This window comes from Peribacillus sp. RS7 (genome assembly GCF_041956845.1).
Lineage (GTDB): Bacteria > Bacillota > Bacilli > Bacillales > DSM-1321 > Peribacillus.
This window is the reverse complement of the sequence record NZ_CP168135.1, coordinates 1303169-1321878: the sequence shown is the minus strand read 5'-3', so window position 1 is coordinate 1321878 and position 18710 is coordinate 1303169. Positions and strand designations below refer to the sequence as shown.

General features: G+C 39.4%; 14 protein-coding genes. 9 read left to right on the top strand and 5 right to left on the bottom strand.

Annotated elements, in window-relative coordinates; translation table 11 throughout:
* The first annotated feature begins 1 nt into the window (after position 1).
* Positions 2–2851: a YhgE/Pip family protein gene (locus ACDZ29_RS06770; RefSeq protein ID WP_375091109.1), complete on the top strand. Its 2850-nt coding sequence runs from the start codon at positions 2–4 to the stop codon at positions 2849–2851.
* Positions 2852–2897: 46 nt separating this feature from the next.
* On the opposite strand, the gene ACDZ29_RS06765 is transcribed toward ACDZ29_RS06770, so the two are convergent.
* From ACDZ29_RS06765 to ACDZ29_RS06750, 4 genes are all read right to left on the bottom strand, one after another.
* On the bottom strand, positions 2898–3269 hold the full coding sequence (locus ACDZ29_RS06765; protein WP_375090503.1) for an ArsR/SmtB family transcription factor: 372 nt from the start codon (positions 3267–3269) through the stop codon (positions 2898–2900).
* Positions 3270–3698 carry an SRPBCC domain-containing protein gene (locus tag ACDZ29_RS06760; RefSeq protein ID WP_289326635.1) on the bottom strand — a complete coding sequence of 143 codons (429 nt, stop codon included), beginning with the start codon at positions 3696–3698 and terminating at the stop codon, positions 3270–3272. It lies immediately after the preceding gene.
* Between the two features lie 178 nt (positions 3699–3876).
* Positions 3877–4320, bottom strand: a complete 444-nt coding sequence (locus ACDZ29_RS06755; RefSeq protein ID WP_289326634.1) for a DUF6376 family protein — start codon at positions 4318–4320, stop codon at positions 3877–3879.
* A gap of 36 nt (positions 4321–4356) precedes the next feature.
* The gene (locus ACDZ29_RS06750; protein WP_289314737.1) at positions 4357–4962 is read right to left on the bottom strand and encodes a protein kinase family protein; all 606 of its coding nucleotides are present in this window, start codon (positions 4960–4962) and stop codon (positions 4357–4359) included.
* Positions 4963–5576: 614 nt separating this feature from the next.
* Here ACDZ29_RS06750 and ACDZ29_RS06745 point away from each other — a divergent pair.
* Positions 5577–8666 (top strand): SH3 domain-containing protein, encoded by a 3090-nt coding sequence (locus ACDZ29_RS06745; protein WP_375090502.1) that lies wholly within the window; start codon positions 5577–5579, stop codon positions 8664–8666.
* Positions 8667–8714: 48 nt separating this feature from the next.
* Here the strand turns inward: ACDZ29_RS06745 and ACDZ29_RS06740 are convergent, their stop codons facing one another.
* Positions 8715–9146, bottom strand: coding sequence for an Rrf2 family transcriptional regulator (locus ACDZ29_RS06740; RefSeq protein WP_289314739.1), 432 nt, complete (start codon positions 9144–9146; stop codon positions 8715–8717).
* A 313-nt stretch (positions 9147–9459) separates the two neighbouring features.
* Here ACDZ29_RS06740 and ACDZ29_RS06735 point away from each other — a divergent pair, with 313 nt between their 5' ends.
* From ACDZ29_RS06735 to ACDZ29_RS06705, 7 genes are all read left to right on the top strand, one after another.
* Positions 9460–10149 (top strand): thioredoxin domain-containing protein, encoded by a 690-nt coding sequence (locus tag ACDZ29_RS06735; RefSeq protein WP_289326632.1) that lies wholly within the window; start codon positions 9460–9462, stop codon positions 10147–10149.
* Positions 10150–10151: 2 nt separating this feature from the next.
* Complete coding sequence (locus ACDZ29_RS06730; RefSeq protein ID WP_289314741.1) at positions 10152–10562, top strand: disulfide oxidoreductase; 411 nt, start codon at positions 10152–10154, stop codon at positions 10560–10562.
* Positions 10563–10641: 79 nt separating this feature from the next.
* Positions 10642–10980, top strand: coding sequence for a hypothetical protein (locus tag ACDZ29_RS06725; RefSeq protein ID WP_375090501.1), 339 nt, complete (start codon positions 10642–10644; stop codon positions 10978–10980).
* Between the two features lie 96 nt (positions 10981–11076).
* A complete protein-coding gene (locus tag ACDZ29_RS06720; protein ID WP_375090500.1) occupies positions 11077–11718 on the top strand; it encodes an NAD(P)-dependent oxidoreductase in 642 nt (213 codons plus the stop codon).
* 266 nt (positions 11719–11984) lie between these two features.
* Positions 11985–13727, top strand: coding sequence for a phospho-sugar mutase (locus ACDZ29_RS06715; RefSeq protein ID WP_375090499.1), 1743 nt, complete (start codon positions 11985–11987; stop codon positions 13725–13727).
* 237 nt (positions 13728–13964) lie between these two features.
* Positions 13965–14855 (top strand): UTP--glucose-1-phosphate uridylyltransferase GalU, encoded by an 891-nt coding sequence (gene galU, locus ACDZ29_RS06710; protein WP_289326628.1) that lies wholly within the window; start codon positions 13965–13967, stop codon positions 14853–14855.
* 213 nt (positions 14856–15068) lie between these two features.
* Positions 15069–18671, top strand: coding sequence for a CDP-glycerol glycerophosphotransferase family protein (locus ACDZ29_RS06705; RefSeq protein WP_375090498.1), 3603 nt, complete (start codon positions 15069–15071; stop codon positions 18669–18671).
* Positions 18672–18710: the final 39 nt, after the last annotated feature.

Here is an 18710-nt window from a genome sequence, read left to right as displayed (position 1 = left end):
CATGCTTAAACAAGAATGGAAGCTTTTACTTACAAATCGAAAACTGATCGGGGTCGCAATCGTATTACTGTTCGTGCCGATTATTTATGGGGGGTTATTCCTAAGTTCTGCTTGGAATCCATACGGAAATACCGGTAAATTGCCTGTTGCAGTCGTGAATAATGATGTGAAGGCGGAGTATGAGGGTAAAACCTTATCTGTCGGTGATGAGCTAATCGAGCAATTAAGGGACAACGATGATTTAGAATGGCATTTCGTAACGGAAAAAGCGGCGAAAAAAGGATTCGATGATGGTACATATTATATGGTCGTCACCATTCCTGAGGACTTTTCGAAAAATGCTTCAACCGTCATGGATGATAAGCCACAAAAAATGAATTTAACGTATGATGTGAATCCTGGACGCAGTTTCGTTTCTGAAACGGTCGGAAAACAGGCAACGAATAATTTGAAAACTGAAATTGCAGAAAGTGTCACAAAGGAATATGCAGAAGCGATCTTCTCACAACTGGATGAAATCGGAGATGGATTCGGTGATGCAGCAGACGGGGCATCAAAACTGGATGACGGTGCTGAAAAACTGCATGATGGAAACAAAGAAGTTACAGACAATCTGAATAAATTGGCTTCTAGTACATTAACTTTTAAAGATGGCGCGAATAAACTTCAAATTGGCGTTGGCGAGTTTTTGGAAGGAGCCAATAAACTTGAACGTGGGGCGTCGGAATTAAGCAAGGGAATTTCACAATACACGTCTGGTGTCGGTCAGTTGCAAACGGGTGCTAACGAACTCGCATCTGGTACAGGGGAGTTGACTAATAATAGTGGAGCGCTTATACAAGGTTCTTCCCAACTTTCCACAGGGCTTGCAAAAATGGTTCCAGGAGCCCAAACATTAAATAATGGATTGGCACAAGCGCAAACAGGCAGTGCGAATTTAAATGATGGCTTGAATCAGTTATCACAAAATGCAAGCCAGCTGACTGACGAATCTACGGGAATCCCAAAAATGGCAGTAGGTCAGCAGAGCTTAAATGAGGGAATCACTAAACTTTCAGAAGGAAGCCAGGCATTAAATGACGGCCTGAAAAAGATGGATGGCCAATTGCCCGCGGAAGAACAGCTGAGTCAGCTTAAGCAAGGCCTGACAAGCATTCAAAGCGGTGTAAATCAATTGCAAGAAGCGGTTCCTGCAGGAAGCGGTGCGTCCGGTACCGTATCGGGCATTACAGCAAATCTCGAGAATAGCCAAGCAGCTTTAACAGAACTTCAATCAACGATTGCGAATAATGGACAAAGCACAATCAATACTGTACAAAACACTGAAGCATACAAAAGTATGACCAGTGAACAACAATCCGAATTAATCGGAGCCATTCAAAATGAACTTCAAATGCAAGCGGAAGCACAAAAACAAATTGCATCGACTCTTGCTTCAAGTGTATCCGACTTATCAACACAATTAACGAATAAAGTAATGCCAGTATTGAATGGATTAGGCCAGCTTCCAGAACAAGTGGCCAATTTAAATAATGCGGTGAATAAAGTCAATCCAAACGCGGCATCAGCGTTAAATGGATATACCGCGATAAGGAACGCACTGGAAGAACAATTGATTCCTGGTGCAACCCAATTAAATAGCGGCTTGAATGAAGCAGTTAAAGGCAGCAATCAATTAACGGCGGCAACCGAAAGCTTAAATGAACGAGCACCGGAACTAGTGAATGGGATCAATCAGTTAGCACAAGGCGGTTCCTCGTTAAATAATGGCTTGTCAAAACTAACTGAGGGATCTGGTCAGTTGGTTGATGGAGTTTCACAACTTCAAGCAGGGTCATCCTCCTTTGGAAATGGTCTGGAGAAGTATGCATTTGGTGTTAGCAAAGTTGGCGAGGGTGCGAACAAACTTGCTAATGGAGCCAATCAACTGAATGCCAACTCAGCATCCTTGAACGATGGCTCATCAGCACTTGTTAAAGGCACTGAACAATTGGCAAGCAATCTGCCTACTTTAAGCAATGGGGTGATCCAACTTGCTGAAGGCGCAGGTAAGATCAATGAAGGTTCATCGGCACTAGCTGAAGGTTCACATAAATTGGGTGATGGAATCTCCTCACTAAAAGATGGAACGGTCGAACTTTCGGAAAAACTAAGTGATGGTGCAGAAGAAATAAGGGGAAATAAAACAACCGATGATAATTACAGCATGATTGCTGAGCCGACACAGGTTAAAGAACAAAAAAGCAGTGAGGTGCCTAATTATGGTCATGCTCTGGCTCCTTACGTATTGTCTCTAGGGTTATTTGTAGGAGCGATTGCCTTCAATATGGGATACCCGACAGGCAAGCCATCTACAAGACCTACATCAGGAGCGGCTTGGTGGTTCAGTAAATTTACGGTCCTATTTATACAAGCCACGATTTCAGCATTAGTATTGGATGCAATCATGATTTGGGGAATGGATTTACAGGTCGAGAACATGGGGCAATTCATAGGGGTTTCCATATTGACTTCCCTTACTTTCATGTTCATCGTTACTTTCTTAACTGTAGGATTTGGAAATCCAGGTCGTTTATTAGCGATGATATTCCTTGTATTACAGCTAGGAGCAAGCGGAGGAATGTTCCCTGTGGAACTGACCAATAACTTCTTCAGTCATGTTCACCCGTTCATACCAATGACATACTCAGTCATGGGCTTCCGTCAGGCGATGAGTACGAGCCTTGGAGCGGATGCATTGACAACGAGTATCGTGTTCCTTACTGGATGCATAATTGTATTTAATTTACTGTTGTTGCTAACGATGATCATCAGGAAGCGCAAAGAACACAATATTGAGATGGATGCATAAATTAATGAAGAAAACCCCCCGGTGCAATGCGCCGGGGGGTTCTTCATTATGATTGTTCATCCGTGTCCTTGTCTTTTTCGGCGGCATTAAATCCATTTTCCCTTGGATTTTCAATCACATGTTTAAGGATGGATAGTTTGTTATCCCAAAATTGATCGTAAAAAGAAAGCCACTGTTTCAATTCCGCTAAAGGTTCTGGATGAAGCCGAAAGCGTTTCTCTCTTCCTACCTTCCGGCCACTGACCAATTCAGCTTCAGAAAGGATATGAAGATGCTTGGCAATCGCTGTACGGCTCATGGAAAAGTGAGAAGTGATTTCTGAAATGGGTAAATCACCTTCAGCAAGCAATTGCAGGACCTTTCGGCGGGTTGGGTCCGCGATAGCCTGAAATACATCATGCTTTTCTGCTGCAGACACTTAGCCCTCAACAGCCTTTTTAAGATTTTGATTAACGATCTGTTCCCAGCCATGATCCATTCTATCGCGAATGACTGAGCTTTTTTCGTTCGGTTTCGGAAGAATCGTGTCAGGCTCTTTCCAACCACCATGAATAAGGGTAAACTCCGTTTTGCCATCCAGTTCTTTTAAAGTGAACGATATGATCCAACCGTCCGTATCCCAAGCGAATGAAAGCCGATGAGGAGCATCTAACTCTAATACCTTACAAGGAGAAGGACCAAAAGGTGATTGGACATGGAACTCATGTCCAACTTTCGGTTGAAAATCATTTGGCATGAACCATGAAGCTATACCCTCGGCAGTCGAAACTGTATCCCAAACTTTTTGGATGGGTGCTTCAAGAATAATCGTCTTTTTGATATCTTGTAATGTATGTTGATTTTCCATACTGATTCTCCTATTTAATTAAAAATATAAAACCAATTGGTTTCGCTTTATCGATTATATAAAACCTTTTGGTTTCATGTCAATAATTTGTTCCGAACATTCCTTTTTTATTCATAATTCCTTGAAATTAAAAGGGACATCGGTACGAGGAGTTCTTCATTTTAATGGAGCAGGCTGCTTAATTACCCAACTCTTCAATTTGCTTTGCCAATCCTGTTATATTATCGATTGATTTCATTATCTCTGAATCTTCCAATGCCTTAGGGTCAATTTGGCCATTTTCAATATTATTCAAGTATAATTCAATTCCATCTGAAAGCTGTTGATTTGAGCTGACGATCTTCTCATGGATGCCTTCAGCGATTTGGGGTGGTTCAGTTGAATTGAATTCTTCAATCTCCGTTTTCATTAATTCCAGTTCTTTTTCAAGATTTGCTCTTGCTTCGGTATTCGCGACGGCGTCTTGTGACAATGCGGGCACCTCATTGGAAAATTCCTTAACGGTACTTATATACTCCGTGGCATTATCTGCATACTCCAATGATGAATTGACTTCTCCCAAAAGCGAGCATCCGCTTAATGTAAGGATGGACAGTAAAGCAATGGTCATGATTTTTTTCATATGTGCCTCCAATGTGATTTTTTTATAGTGATATGATCAGATGGGCAAGAATCTCTTTTTATAAATCGCTGCAATGGAATTCAGTATGAAGCCTGGGATTTTCTTCGGAAAAAATGACTTCGAATAGAAAAGGTGAAAAGCACTTTTCAGGTCGTGCCACTGATTGCAGGATTTCACTTGCTTAAACCTCGCAACGTCAATGATCTTCACCTTCTTTTCGGAAGTGATGAAGATGTTTCGTAAATGAATATCAGAAGGGTTCAATCCCTCTTTCCTTGCTAATTGTAAGGCATGGTCAATCTCCTTGATATTTTCTTCCGTTATTGGGATTCCCAATGTTAAACATTCAAAAAGGGTGTTGCCTTCGATGTGATCTATTACCAGATAATTTACCCCCGCATCATATAGGGTTGGATAGTAATCGATCGATTGAACGGTTTTGTATATTTCAGCTTCTACTTTAGCTGTGTGAGTATGGTCCGGGAAAAATACTTTTAGTGCTTTATTGGTGGAATGTATTCGGAATACATAAGCGCTGCGGCCTTTTCCGATAAGTGATAAAGATGGGTCGGCATCAAGCAATATATGCTTTTTATCATCGGAAATCTTAACGCTTTGAGCTAATTCATTATAGTTCTGCATACTTTTCACCTCTATTGTGCAATTTTTTCGATTAAAAAAGACGGTATAACCGATTTTTGGTTATACCGTCTTTAAAAAATTAAAAAGACCTCACCAAATAATCGGCAAGGTCTTGCAAACAACTAAAATCAGTTGCCAATAAAGCCGAGGATTAAATCCTGTACTGACGACTTTATTGTATAGCTACTCCCCTTAACAGAAGGATTCATATAGGTTATATACAGTAATTATATAGGTTATGGCCTCGATCCGTCAAATATAAGGATTGTAGGCTTACCCTTTATGTATATTCGGTATGCGTAGAAAGATGCTCGTCTCATAAACATTACTATGAGTATGAATGAATTATTTCAAAATATCTTATTTTACGTCATTAAGCTTGTATCCGCTTCTTATGGAACTTAGTGAAATGGATTGCATTTCTAATGTTACTAATTAATTACTTAAATGTCTATTAGTTTACTGTTGTGTTACAATCTCGTCCATCTCTCTATAGATCTAAAGGAATATGTTATATTTTTAACGAATAAGCACAATTGCCTATATTATCATACTAAATTTAACCGATATTTAAATAAATGTTAAAAATATAATTCTTTAGTAGGGAGAATGAGATGAAGAAATTAATTATACCAACTTTCTGTTTTGCAGTGTTGTCTACAGTTGCTTTCGAAGAAAAAATATCTGCAGCTCCACTACAAGCAGAGCATGCCAATATTGAAAAAAGCGTCATGTTTGTAAATGTAAATTCCGGTTCGCTAAATATGAGAAAAACTGGTGGGGATAGTGTAAGCATAGTTGCAAAGCTGGCAAAAGGCACACAAGTAACCGTATATTCGGAATCCAGAGGCTGGGCGAAGATCAGAGCCAATGGAAAAGATGGATATGTCAGTACCAAGTATTTATCGGCAACGAAGCCAGGTACTTTAACTAAAGCTGCAGTAACCATTAAAACGGCAGAGAAATATGTGAATGTCAGTACAGGTTCACTCAATATGCGCAAAAGTGGAATGGATAGTGCAAGCGTAGTCGCGAAGCTGACAAGGGGCACACAGGTAACGGTGTATTCGGAATCCAAAGGCTGGGCGAAGATCAAAGCCAATGGAAAAGACGGATATGTCAGTACCAAGTATTTATCGGCAACGAAGCCTGGAACGGTGACCAAAGCTGCGGCACCCGTTAAAACGACAATGAAATATGTGAATGTGAGCACAGGTTCACTTATTATGCGAAAAAGTGGGGCAGATAGTGCAAGCGTAGTCGCGAAGCTGACAAGAGGCACACAGGTAACGGTGTATTCGGAATCCAAAGGCTGGGCGAAGATCAAAGCCAATGGAAAAGACGGATATGTCAGTACGAAGTATCTATCGGCAACGAAGCCTGGAACGGTAACCAAGGCTGCGGCAACCGTTAAAACGACGACAAAATATGTCAATGCAAGCACGCTCAATATGCGAAAAAGCGCGGCGACAGTAAGTTCAAGCATAATTACGAGGCTTTCAAAAGGAACCAAAGTGACGGTGTATTCGGAATCCAATGGCTGGGCAAAAATCAAAGCCAATGAAAAAGACGGTTATGTCAGCACCAAATACCTGTCTGCTGCAAAGCCGGGATCGGGATCTACAGTAGCCACACCTGAAAAAACGACGATAAAATATGTGAACACGGGTTCACTCAATATGCGAAAAAGTGGTACAGAAAGTTCAAGCATAGTCGCGAGGCTTTCAAAAGGAACGAAAGTGACGGTGTATTCGGAATCCAAAGGCTGGGGGAAAGTCAAAGCCAATGGAAAGGACGGATATGTCAGCACCAAATATCTATCGACGTCAAAGCCGGGATCGGGATCCACAGTAGCCACCCCAGAAAAAACGACGACGAAATATGTGAACACGGGTTTACTTAATATGCGAAAAAGTGGTACAGCAAGTTCAAGCATAGTTTCGATGCTTTCAAAAGGAACGAAAGTGACGGTATATTCGGAATCCAAAGGCTGGGCGAAGATCAAGGCCAATGGAAAAGACGGACATGTCAGCGCCAGATATTTATCGACAACAAAACCAGGAACGGAAACCACGCCCTCCATACCTGATAAAACGACGACGAAATATGTCAATGTAAGCTCAGGAACGCTTAATATGAGAAAAAGCGGGTCGGAAAGTGCCAGCATAGTCGCGAAGCTTTCAAAAGGAACGCAAGTAACGGTGTATTCGGAATCCAAAGGTTGGGCGAAAATCAAAGCCAATGGGCAAGATGGGTATGTCAGTGCTGACTTTCTTTCAACAACAAAGCCAGAAGCCAAACCCTCCATACCTGAAAAAACGACGGTGAAATATGTAAATGTAAGCTCTGGTTCTCTGAATATGCGGAATAAACCGTCAGAAAGTGCTTCCGTTATTGTGAAATTGGCAAAGGGTGTGAAGGTGGAAGTCATCTCGGAATCAAATGGCTGGTCAAAAATAAAAGCGTATGGCGGAGAAGGTTATGTCAATACGCAATATCTATCAGCAACGAAGCCTGGTTCTGTACCGGAAAGCCCGAATCTCAATCCAGACGAGGAAGAAACCACGTTAGTTAAATATGTAAGAGTGAATGATGGCTCCAGTCTTAATATGCGCTCTTTTGCATCAGCTTCCGCTTCAATTATAGCCAAACTCGTAAACAATACGGCCGTAACGGTGTATTCTGAGTCCAATGGTTGGTCAAGGGTCACGGCTAATGGAAAAACGGGATATGTCAGTACGCAATATTTAACTGCTAAAGCACAAGGTCCAGGAAGTTCGAATGGATCGATAATCAGGATCGATAAAGAGTACAATCTTACGATGGACAAGATGGTTGAAATTCAAATGGCCGTAAATGGTCAAACGGATAAAACGTATAAAACCTACATACGTGAGGATGGGTTAACTTTAATCAATTCAACAAAGGGAACGGTAAAAGGAAGCGGATGGCGTGTTAGGGGCGGAGCTGGATCTAATTATTGGGCAGTCGGTGCCGTCAGCAACAATCAATCATTGAATATTAAATCAAAAGTAAAGGGCTCTGACGGATACTATTGGTATGAAGTGAGTTATAACAAGACATGGGTAAATGCCAGTCCGGATGATATAAACTATAATCTCAACCCAGATAATTTTGTGAATGATCCAATCAAATCGTTCCAGTTCGTTAAGCTCTCCCAGGTCACCAACATGAACGTTTCTGAAGTGAACGCTAGAATCCTTTCAGGTAAAGGGATTTTACAAGGCCAAGCTGCGACCTTCACTACGGCAGGGGAAAAATATGGGGTCAATGAAATTTACCTGATTTCACATGCTTTGCTGGAGACCGGGAATGGTACTTCACCGTTAGCAACTGGAGTTAAGGTGAATGGGAAAACGGTCTATAATATGTACGGAGTGGGAGCTTTTGACGGAACAGCGGTAAGCAGCGGCGCTCAATACGCATATAAAGCAGGCTGGTTCACCACGGAAGCGGCCATTATAGGCGGTGCCGAATTCATCGCCAAAGGGTATATCTCTGCTGGACAGGACACGCTTTACAAAATGAGATGGAATCCTACAGCTGCAGAGAAAAATGGAAATGCTTCACACCAGTATGCAACTGATATTGGCTGGGCAACAAAACAAGTGAAACAGATTTATAATTTGTATAGTTTACTAGATTCCTATAAAATGACGATTGAAGTTCCTAAGTATAAATAAGAAAACAGGAAAAAACACATGAGTCCGACTCATGTGTTTTTTTGCTATTTAGTTTTTATCCTTTTCCAGAATACCTCTAACGACATCCTCTATAGTCACCACTCCAAGCGCCTTTTCCAAGGCAAGTTCAGCGACTGAAAAGATGGGCTCTATTGTATCTTGTATATTTCTTCCAACTGTGCATGCTGGATTAGGATTTTCATGGATTCCAAATAATTCTTTATCGGAGACAACGTTAACAGCCTGATAAACATCGAGCAAAGTAATATCTGATAAGTCCTTGGCCAATGTCGCTCCGGCGATACCCGGCCGAACGTTCACTAAACCTGCATTCTTCAGCATGCCGGTGATTTTTCTGATTAAGGCTGGGTTTGTGTTTACACTTTTTGCTATAAAATCAGAAGTGTTAACGCCTTCTTTGTTTATTTCTAAAAGAGATAATATATGGATTCCTACGGAAAAGCGGGTACTGATGGACATCTCTTTTTTCTCTCCTTTAAAATCTCTATTCTTATATAGTATAAATTATTCAACATGTAATTCAAGTGGTTACAAGTTATAATGGCCTGCAAGAATAATATTTATCCATTAACCGTTTCCTTGTCAAGTCACGCCGTTTTTGCAAAGGCAAAAATAAAAGGTATGTGTAATTGACAAACCATCATGATGAAACTTATATTATAACGTGTAAATGAATCAGTTACAGGTGAAGGCTACAGGAAGGGGGAACTGAAATCGGCCGCTATGGCTGGAAAAGGAATATCGACACAACTACAAGTGATGGAGGTATATGATGGCTAATAAAAAAAAGGGTAATCAAAAACAATCTTCTGCATTCACGTTTTGGATCATAGGGTTAATCGCTGTAATCATTATTGGCTTTATATTTTTAGCAAATGGGAAGGACGAAGATACAGCCGTTAATGAAATCGATTATAAATCACAGCCTTATTTGGGAGAAAAATCGGCTCCTGTCCAAATAGTGGAATTTGGTGATTATAAATGTCCAGTATGTAAGACATTCGAGGAACAATTCTTTCCTTCCATACAAAGTGAACTGATCGAAACAGGAAAAGCGCAATTTTATTTCATGAATTATTCGTTCATTAACGTCGATTCAACCAGATCCGCTAAATTTGCGGAAAGTGTTTATCAAGAATTAGGAAATGATACCTTTTGGAAATTTCATGAGCTGTTGTACGATAAGCAGCCAGATGACTTGAAATATGAAAAGGAAGATGTCTTTACGGATAAATTCCTAGAAGAAACATTGAAAGAAATCGCAAATGACAAAGATGTGAAAAAGGTCGTTTCCTCTTTTAAAGCCGAAAAGTCCGAGGACCAATGGAACAAGGATATGGAGTTGGCCGACGAATTGGGCGTTTCTGGAACACCTTCCTTATTTGTCAATGGCAAGAAGTTTGAAGGAAATACAATTGATGATTTAGTGAAAATGGTTGATGATGCAGCGAAGGAGAAATAGTGATGAACAAACCACTATTATTTTCGTGGATCCTATCCATCATTGCCACTGCTGGAAGTCTCTACTTTAGTGAGATTCTCCATTATGTACCTTGTACCTTTTGTTGGTATCAAAGGATCTTGATGTACCCGCTCGTTATTTTATTGGGCCGGGCCTTTTATGAGCAAGACCTGAAAATCCATCGATACATCCTCCCATTATCGATTTTGGGCATGTTGGTGTCAGGGTATCACTATAGTCTGCAAAAAATTCCGGCCCTACAGCATTTCGAAATGTGCCAAAGCGGTGTTCCCTGCTCAGGCGAGTATATAAATTGGCTAGGATTCATCACGATCCCGTTTTTGGCTTTTATTGCTTTTACTCTCATTACTATCTGTATGGGATTGCTAATGAGGAAGAATGGAAAGAACTGATCAATAAGTGCACCATTCCTTGTGTCTGCAAGGAATGGTGCTTTTTTTATCGACGAAAATCGGGATATATCTCCGAAAAATGAAATATATCAACGGAAATCGGGATATATCTATCGGAAATGGCAATATATCGACGAAAACCGGGATATATCTATCGGGAATTGCAATATATCAGCGAAAATCGGGATATATCTATCGGAAATTACAATATATCGACGAAAACCGGGATATATCTATCGGAAATTACAATATATCGACGAAAACCGGGATATATCTATCGGAAATGGCAATATATCAGCGAAAACCGGGATATATCTATCGGAAATTGCAATATATCAGCGAAAATCGGGATATATCTCCGAAAAATGAAATATATCGACGAAAATCGCAATATATCATCGAAATACTTCCTCGATAAATAAGTTGACAAAACAGCAACCTGTAACTTATATTATTACATGTAAGTAATTCGATTACAATTAAAAAATCAAAAACATATAGGAGGAATTTGAAAATGAAAATAGGTATTATAGGTGCGAGCGGAAAAGCTGGAAGTCTGATTTTAAAGGAAGCATTGACTAGGGGACATGAAGTTACGGCCATTGTCAGAGATGAAGCCAAAGTCCAAATTCAAGGTGCATCCGTACTGGAAAAGGATCTATTCGCTCTGAAAGCGGAAGATATTAAAGAATTTGATGTGGTAGTGAATGCCTTTGGCGCTGCTCCAGGGAAAGAACATCTGCATGTGGATGCAGGAAAAATCCTAATTGACGCCATGAAAGGGGCTCCTAAAACTAAACTGATCGTTGTTGGCGGAGCTGGTAGCCTTTTCGTTGACGAGGCGAAAACGACACGTGTACTGGAAACGCCTGAATTCCCTAAAGAATACTTTGCAACGGCATATAATCAATCCAAGAACCTTGAGGATTTACAAAATGCCACTGGGATCCAATGGACGTTCATCAGTCCTTCAGCCTTCTTTGATCCGCAAGGAAATAGAACCGGAGGGTATAAATTGGGTAGAGACAACCTTCTTGTAAACTCAAAGGGTGAGAGTTATGTAAGTTACGCCGATTTTGCCCTTGCAGTACTTGATGAAATTGAAAACCCGCAACACATCAACCAACGCTTCACCGTTGTTGCCGAAGCTGAATAATTTGTAAGGTGATCCATCATAGTGGACATCGCTCCTGTTTACAGGCGGTGATGTCCACGATCATCGCAACATCGCCATCCTCTATTTTTGCCTTCCAACAAATTTTTTATGTTGAGAATATTGACTGATGTCTATTTATTGCTGATAATATAGCGAAGAAAGTCGTATGAACGGCTTTTTTTTTATTTCAGTGGTAACTGTTATTTTTTAGTGAAAACATCTAGATTTTCCAAGGGGAACTAGAAAGAAAGAAGGACTATGTGAAGATGGATTGGAAATGTTCTTACCACTCATGGGTGAATTTCGAAAACCTTGATGAGGAAATGAAATCATTACTTAACAAGATGCAAGATGATGAAAAAAATATTGAAGATGCGTTTTATAAGAACTTGGAATTCGGCACAGGCGGTATGCGCGGGGAAATTGGGGCAGGTACCAATCGGATGAATCTATATACAGTCCGTAAAGCAACATTGGGATTAGCCCATTATCTGCAATCGATGGGTGATGAAGCAAAACGCAGAGGTGTCGCGATTGCCTACGATTCACGTTTCAAATCGCCTGAATTTGCCTTGGAAGCAGCCAAGACCCTGGCTACAGAAGGTATCAAGGCTTATTTATTCGATGAGTTAAGACCAACGCCAGAGTTATCCTTTGCCGTTCGTGAACTGAATGCTTATGCTGGGATCGTTATCACAGCAAGTCATAATCCCCCTGAATATAATGGCTATAAAGTGTACGGGCCAGATGGTGCCCAGCTTCCTCCGGCAACGGCTGATAAAGTGATTGAATTCGTGAATGCGATTGAAAATGAACTTGCCATTTCGGTAAAAGATGAAGATACATTGAAAGCGCAAGGCCTCATCAAGATGGTCGGAGAGGAAATCGATACTGCTTATAATGATAAATTGCTTACTGTGCCCGAAAATAAAAACCTAAGTGAAGAAGTTGATGTGACTGTAGTATTCACACCGCTTCATGGCACGGCAAATAAGTCGGTTAGAAGGGCTTTACAAGATCTGGGATACGACAAGGTACATGTTGTAAAAGAGCAGGAATTGCCTGATCCCAATTTTTCGACAGTCAAATCCCCGAACCCTGAAGAGCATGCAGCATTTGAAATGGCCATTGAATTAGGAAATGAGGTATCGGCAGACCTCTTGATCGCAACAGATCCTGATGCAGATCGACTCGGTATCGCCGTTAAAAATAAAGATGGCGAATATGTGGTGCTTACAGGTAATCAAACAGGTGCACTAATATTGGATTATCTTTTGAAAGAAAAGAAATCTAAAGGCACTTTACCTGAAAATGGAGTTGTCTTAAAAACGATAGTAACCTCTGAAATAGGCCGCAGAATCGCAAAGGAATATGGTTTAGGGACCGTTGATGTATTAACGGGTTTTAAATTCATCGCTGAAAAGATCAACGAATATGAGGAAAGCGGTAAGCATACTTTCTTATTCGGATATGAAGAAAGTTATGGTTATTTAATCAAGGATTTTGCCCGTGATAAAGATGCGATCCAAGCGGCCATTCTTGCGGTGGAAGTTTGTGCCTACTATAAAAAACAGGGCATGGACCTATATGAAGGATTGCTTAATATTTTTGAAGAGTACGGATATTACCTGGAGGGACTTCAGTCATTGACTTTAAAGGGGATTGAAGGCGCTGGGCAGATTCAAGGGATATTGAATCAATTCCGCAATGCTCCTCCAAAGCATATAGCCGGAAAAGCTGTAACGATTCAAGAGGATTATCAAAGTGGCGTGAAGCTCAACATGGGCACCAATAAGGAAGAAGTCATTGATTTACCTAAATCAAATGTAATTAAGTACTTCCTTGAGGATGGTACATGGGTATGCTTACGTCCATCTGGCACAGAACCTAAAATCAAATTCTATTTCGGGGTCCAAGGTGAAAAGATGGAATCAGCCGAGCTGAAATTGAAGCAGGTCATGAATGCTTTCATGGAAAAAATTAATGGGATAATCGATAGTGCTACATAAGTCAGACCCTTGGACCTGACAGCCATATATATTGAAGAAAATAAGGCCTTTTCCTGTTTTCATCGGGAAAAGGCCTTTATATTTTCTGAAGATGGTTTTGGGGAAAAGTTGCAATTATATATGGGATTACAAATGTTTCATGCTAACATATTTACAAAAAACAAGTCTATGTTACTATGAAAAGGGTGAATAAGTAAATTTTGTAGTTTTATATTAATGTGGAGGAGTTACAAAAGAATGAAAAAAGTTAAAAAGGCTATTATACCTGCAGCGGGATTGGGAACTAGATTTTTACCTGCTACGAAGGCAATGCCAAAAGAGATGCTGCCAATAGTGGATAAACCAACTATTCAATATATTATAGAAGAAGCCGTGAAATCGGGAATTGAAGATATAATCATTGTCACAGGAAAGAATAAACGTGCGATAGAAGATCATTTTGATAATGCATATGAGCTAGAGAATAACTTGAGGGAAAAAGGGAAATTCGATTTATTGGAGAAAGTACAATACCCATCCAATTTAGCTAATATCCACTACATTAGGCAAAAAGAACCGAGAGGCCTTGGACATGCTGTATGGTGTGCACGTAACTTTATTGGTGATGAGCCGTTTGCCGTACTATTAGGCGATGACATCGTTCAAAGCGAAATACCCTCTCTAAGTCAATTAATCAACGAATATGATGCGACGGGTTCGTCCATCATTGGAGTGCAGCCAGTAAATGAGAACGAGACACATAGATATGGCATCATTGACCCGCTTACCCAAGAAGGCAGAAGATACGAAGTGAATCGTTTCGTTGAAAAACCCAAACAAGGAACGGCACCATCCAATTTGGCCATTATGGGAAGATACATACTGACTCCGGAAATATTCGATTTCTTAGCTAAGCAAGAAACGGGAGCTGGCGGTGAAATCCAGTTAACGGATGCCATCCAAAAACTGAATGAAATCCAAAGAGTTTTCGCATACGATTTTGAAGGGAAACGCTATGATGTCGGAGTTGTCGATGGCTTTGTGAAAACGACAATTGAATTTGCCCTGCAACATCCTGAATTAAGAGATGACATTATAAAGGAAATGGAAAAAATCCTCGAACGGCACAAGGCAGTGAACAAAAAATGATTTATTGATTTACTGTATTACCGCCAAATCGATTTTTTCAGTTTAAAGAAAGATTATCTACACAGCAAATGATGGTTGTAGTCATTAAGTTTTAAGTTTAATAGAGTTTAAAAAAAATCTCCAACTATTGATCATTCATAGTTGTTATTTTTTGTTAATGAAATCATGATTTTGAATGGTGAATACTAAATTTATAAAAGGGGATGCCTATTAGTGAATAAGAAGGTAATAAAAAGAAAAGTCGATTTCCTTAAACAGCCGCTTGCCAATTTTCTATTGAAGGAGAACCATCAGCGTGTAAATAGATATGCGAAGTATTTTGAGAAATTAAATGTGCAAAAAAACACGATTTTATATGAGAGTCGTGATGGAAACAGTATGACTGACAGTCCATACGCGATGTTTAAATATATGCTGGAAAAGCAAGACTTTAAAGATTTCATGCACATTTGGTCAATCCAGGATTTTAGTGCCCTCTCAGGTGTAATATCGAAATATAAGGATATGCCGAATGTGAAATTTGTTCAACGTAATTCAAAGGAGTATTTAAAGTGGTTGGCAACAAGTGAGTATTTAATCAATAACTCCACATTCCAGTCCTTCTTCATACCTAAAAGCGATCAAATTTACATGAATACCTGGCATGGAACGCCCCTTAAGAATATGGGCTTTGATATACCCGGTAACCCTTCGGTCTCTCAAAACGTTGTAAGGAACTTTTTGAGTGCAGATTACATTTTGAGCCCTAATTCCCACACTACCAAGATATTTACAGATAGCTATAAGTTAAACGGATTGTATAAAGGTGAAATTATAGAAGAAGGATATCCGAGGATCGATTTAACGTTGAATACGAATCCAGGGGAGTATAAGGAATATCTAAGGACCCTGGGTTTGAACATCAGTGATGGTAAGGAGAATATTTTATATGCTCCGACTTGGAAGGGAACGAACCTTGCCAAAGTGGATAACGACCTTCTTCAAATCATTGCCGATATTAATTATTTACAAAGTCAAATCGGTGAACAATATAACTTATTCATCAAGGTGCATCCATTTCTATATAAAGAAGCTGCCAAGCATTCAGAAATCATGGATAGATTGATACCTGACTATGTTGATACGAATGAATTACTTGCTGCTGTTGATTTGCTTATCACGGATTATTCCAGCATTTTCTTTGATTTCCTTGTTACCAATAAGCCCATCCTATTTTACACATGGGATACGGACGTTTATACAGAACAAAGGGGACAGTATCTCCAAAATGATGAACTCCCAGGCCCGATGCTTTTTAACTCGAAAGAATTGGCTATCGCAATTAAAGATATCAATAATGTGAAATTGAGTTATTCCGATAAATATAAAAAGATGCAGGAAAAATTCACTAACCATGAGGATGGACATGTAACGGAGAGAATAGTCAACTATCTCTTCAATAAGTCTGCGAAAGAACTAAACACAATTACTGGCCTGGATTCCTCAAAAGAAAAAATATTAATTTATCCTGGCGGATTGAGGGATAACGGAATTACATCCTCTTTTCTTAACCTAATGAATAATATTGATTATGAGAAATATGATGTCAGCTGTTTCACTGCCACTCCTCACTCATACGAGGTTTTGAAAAATATGGACAAAGTAAATAAAAATGTGCGTTTTCTTTTTAAACCTGGCTTACCTGTGTATAAATTTTTGGAAGTCTATAAAGATAAATTCATCCATAACAGAGGGGAAAGAGGTTTCTTAGGGAAAAAGCTTTACCCGGAAAATGCCTATATTAGAGAGCATGCACGTTTATTCGGTAAAACTAAATTTGATTTTGTTATCGATTTTAGTGGTTATAGCCATTATTGGGCTAAATATTTGCTAGCGGCAGATGCAAAAAAGAAAGTTTGTTATATGCATAATGATTTACTGTCTGATAGTGAGCGTATCATTAATGGAAAGAGACCTCACCGTATTAATCTAAGAGGGATTTTTTCTGTATATAATCGATTTGATAAACTTGTAAGTGTTTCTGAGGGAACGATGGAATTAAACCGAAAGAACCTATTGGAGTATGCAGACTTTGATAAATTTGATTTCGTAATGAATTCTATCAACCCGGATAAAATCCTTCAACTCGAGTCAAATAACTCTGAAGTCAGCGATAATGATGAAGATACGTTGACCACTGAAAACTTCAAAGCAAGAGCGATATTAAGGAATGTGAAGGATAATCAGGTTTGGAATACCCTTCCGGGAATTTCAAATGCCACTCAATTTCCTCTGGATGAACGATTTGAAGAAGCTGAAATCATGATTTCGAGGAAAGGCCATGCAGATCAAAATACTTTCTACAAATTCAGTCATAACAATCAAATAATTGGCTGGATTAGTGAAGAAGCTGTTGAGTTGTTGCCAGACAGCATTATTTACGAAAAGGAATTGGATAAAATTGCAAGGTTAGTAAGGCCTCGATCGAACTATATTTGGTCCATGCCATATAAGGTTGAAGGAACGTACAAGGTTTCTGGCAGTCAAGATTTTAAAGGGATCATTGTAAAAATTGATAGGGAAGTAAAGACCCAACATTCGATTTATAGCAGGATATCTGTGAAAAACAAGATAATAGGTTGGATAGATAATGCAGCTTTATCCATGCTTGAACATTGTACGATCAATGAAAACACGAGCTTAGGTGACAAGCTTCAAATCATGGTGAAAAGAAAGTATATAATATCCAGAAACTATAAAAACAATAAAAAATTCATTGATAAGATTGAGAATAGAACGCTGAAGGAAATAAACACAGGTAATCAGAAGTACGGGAAAATAACTAAACCGGAAGACCATACAATCTGGACAAAGGCTTATCCAAATTACAAGGCTAAAAGGGTAACTAAGGCATTCGAGTTTGAAGGGCAAACCGTCAAAATCATAAGATACAACAGAACCAGAAAAGGCGGCTATTACCTTTTTGAAATAGACAATAAGAAAATTGGCTGGCTAAATACAGGTGCCTTTGAAATGATAGACGAGCCAATCGTGTTAAAAGAACGGGAAGTGCATGGCACTGCTGAAATCAAGTTAGGAAATTATAATATCTTTAATAAGCCTTATGGGTTGCAAGATGCCATGGTCGTGGAAAATGGGCCAACCTTTAATGGCCGGATTGTGGAATTCGATAAAGAAGCGGTTACTCAACTTGGTACTTATGCTCATATATCATTGGACGGGATATCTCTAGGTTGGATAGATGAACAGGCGTTGATCGTAGAAAAAGTGCATGGATTGGAAGTAAACAATCAATTCGTTCCATTTCCTGATAAAAATGATTTCAATTTTGTCAATATGGGAAGGTTATCTCCTGAAAAAGGTCAGGATAATTTGATTCGTGCATTCGCAGGTTTTCATGAGAAATACAGTAATAGCAAGCTGTATATTTTAGGACAAGGTCCATTAAAGGAAGATTTGCAGGCAATCATTGATGAGCTGGAATTAAATCATTCCATTCATCTTTTGGGCCAGCTTGAAAATCCATTTTCGTTCATGGAAAAATGTGACTGTTTCGTTCTTTCATCACATTATGAAGGACAGCCTATGGTATTATTGGAGGCAATGACTTTAGGAATGAAAATCATGGCTACTGATATAGTTGCTAACCGAACCGTTTTGGAAAACGGTAAATATGGTTTACTTGTTGAAAATAGCATAAATGGACTTGAAAAAGGCTTATCTACTATGGTTAGTACTGATAATCCTAAACTAGAAAAGTTTGATTACAACCAATATAATGGATTAGCCATGGAAACCTTCAAAAAATGCTTATAAAATAAGGGAGGGGCTCTTTTCAATAATAAAAAAGAGCCC

Coding starts and splice junctions, on each gene's coding strand:
- ACDZ29_RS06750 (WP_289314737.1), bottom strand. CDS start 4,962: ATGCAGAACTATAATGAATTAGCTCAAAGCGTTAAGATTTCCGATGAT.
- ACDZ29_RS06730 (WP_289314741.1), top strand. CDS start 10,152: ATGAACAAACCACTATTATTTTCGTGGATCCTATCCATCATTGCCACT.
- ACDZ29_RS06770 (WP_375091109.1), top strand. CDS start 2: ATGCTTAAACAAGAATGGAAGCTTTTACTTACAAATCGAAAACTGATC.
- ACDZ29_RS06715 (WP_375090499.1), top strand. CDS start 11,985: ATGGATTGGAAATGTTCTTACCACTCATGGGTGAATTTCGAAAACCTT.
- ACDZ29_RS06760 (WP_289326635.1), bottom strand. CDS start 3,698: ATGGAAAATCAACATACATTACAAGATATCAAAAAGACGATTATTCTT.
- ACDZ29_RS06735 (WP_289326632.1), top strand. CDS start 9,460: ATGGCTAATAAAAAAAAGGGTAATCAAAAACAATCTTCTGCATTCACG.
- ACDZ29_RS06745 (WP_375090502.1), top strand. CDS start 5,577: ATGAAGAAATTAATTATACCAACTTTCTGTTTTGCAGTGTTGTCTACA.
- ACDZ29_RS06720 (WP_375090500.1), top strand. CDS start 11,077: ATGAAAATAGGTATTATAGGTGCGAGCGGAAAAGCTGGAAGTCTGATT.
- ACDZ29_RS06755 (WP_289326634.1), bottom strand. CDS start 4,320: ATGAAAAAAATCATGACCATTGCTTTACTGTCCATCCTTACATTAAGC.
- ACDZ29_RS06740 (WP_289314739.1), bottom strand. CDS start 9,146: ATGTCCATCAGTACCCGCTTTTCCGTAGGAATCCATATATTATCTCTT.
- galU (WP_289326628.1), top strand. CDS start 13,965: ATGAAAAAAGTTAAAAAGGCTATTATACCTGCAGCGGGATTGGGAACT.
- ACDZ29_RS06725 (WP_375090501.1), top strand. CDS start 10,642: ATGAAATATATCAACGGAAATCGGGATATATCTATCGGAAATGGCAAT.